At 40.1% G+C, this 1,273-nt stretch carries 2 protein-coding genes; one reads left to right on the plus strand and one right to left on the minus strand.

Going from position 1 to position 1,273, the window contains the following annotated elements:
* A partial coding sequence (locus tag AB7E53_RS14060; RefSeq protein ID WP_446776381.1) for a FeoA family protein occupies positions 1–250 on the minus strand: 250 nt, incomplete at its 3' end.
* A gap of 189 nt (positions 251–439) precedes the next feature.
* On the opposite strand from AB7E53_RS14060, the gene AB7E53_RS14065 reads away from it, so the two are divergent.
* Positions 440–1,189 carry a hypothetical protein gene (locus tag AB7E53_RS14065; RefSeq protein ID WP_079681969.1) on the plus strand — a complete coding sequence of 250 codons (750 nt, stop codon included), beginning with the start codon at positions 440–442 and terminating at the stop codon, positions 1,187–1,189.
* Positions 1,190–1,273: the final 84 nt, after the last annotated feature.

Here is a 1,273-nt window from a genome sequence, read left to right on the forward strand (position 1 = left end):
CTGTATTTGTTAAATGTGCGAATTCTGTTTCACTAACCACTTCAATCAGGGCGGCATCGCTTCGTCTGAGTGATACGTCGTATCCCATCACCTTATAGTGAATTGGATCTTTAAGTGGGGCATTTTGTATTACATCCACCATTTTGCCGCGGATGAATCCCATTTCTATGATGCGTTTACGGAATGCTCCGCGTCCCATCACTTTTACAATAACCCCTTTTTCGCCTGTACGTAGTTCTGATAGTCTCATGTCTGTTATATCTTTCGCAAAGGTAAATGTAAATATAGTTCCTATCAATACCGATTAGTAGGTATTTTAACCGGTAATATCACTCAATTCGTTCTGCAAAGGGCGTCTGCGACTTGTTTTTGTGCAAATAAAATATAACTTTGCATAAGTTTGGTTTGTTTTCTAAATGAATACTAAATAGACAGGCGTATGAATGAGAAGGATGATATGTTTAAAAAGTTTCACGATTCTTTTAAGGGGATGCAAGGTCACTTTCATATTTTAGAGGAGCGTGTACCGGTTGAACGCCAGGTAGAATACTTTAAGTATTCAGACAGAATGAAACAGAATGCCCGCCCGATAGAAGAAGATGAATTTGAGTTACTTGACGGATGGCTTACTGAGCCCGACGTTACAGACGAGAATAGAAAGTTTGCTCTTACCAGACTGGCCATCTCCCATAACATTAAAGCTTACCGTGCTTTGGAGAAATATGTTCAGTCGCCCGACTCGAAACTTAAAGATTGGGCCCATCTGGCATTGATGGAGAGTCGAATTACCCTCGAATCTGAACTTTCTGAAGAAAAGCAGATATATATTTCGACCGGTTTGGGCGGAAAAAACGAAAAACTTCGTTTCTTTGTACTCTTGCAGGCAGCAGATAAAAAACCTTTTGAAGCTTACCAGCGCCAGGTTATTGAGCGGGAGTTTGCCTTTTATCTTGAAAAGGCGGATTGCGAGATAGAACAGCTGGATATAAAGGATAGATACGGAATTTTACTGTTTCTGTTACCCATCCGAACGGATATTAAAGCTTTGTTGGATGCAACTATTGCAGAGTGCAACCAGTTTGGTAATTTTTTATCTGAAGTGTATACAGTGACAAACGTAAAGGAGCTGTCTGAAGAAGAGATAATCGCTATTATAGATAGGAATGGAAACGTTAAAGCAAGCCATTAGATATGGAGTTGTGGGGTTGAGCAATACCCTGATTACTGCCGTAGTAATATGGGTAATGATGAAAATGGCAGGTTGTTCGGATGT

It is taken from the genome of Macellibacteroides sp., from assembly GCF_050251695.1.
Classification (GTDB): domain Bacteria; phylum Bacteroidota; class Bacteroidia; order Bacteroidales; family Tannerellaceae; genus Macellibacteroides; species Macellibacteroides fermentans.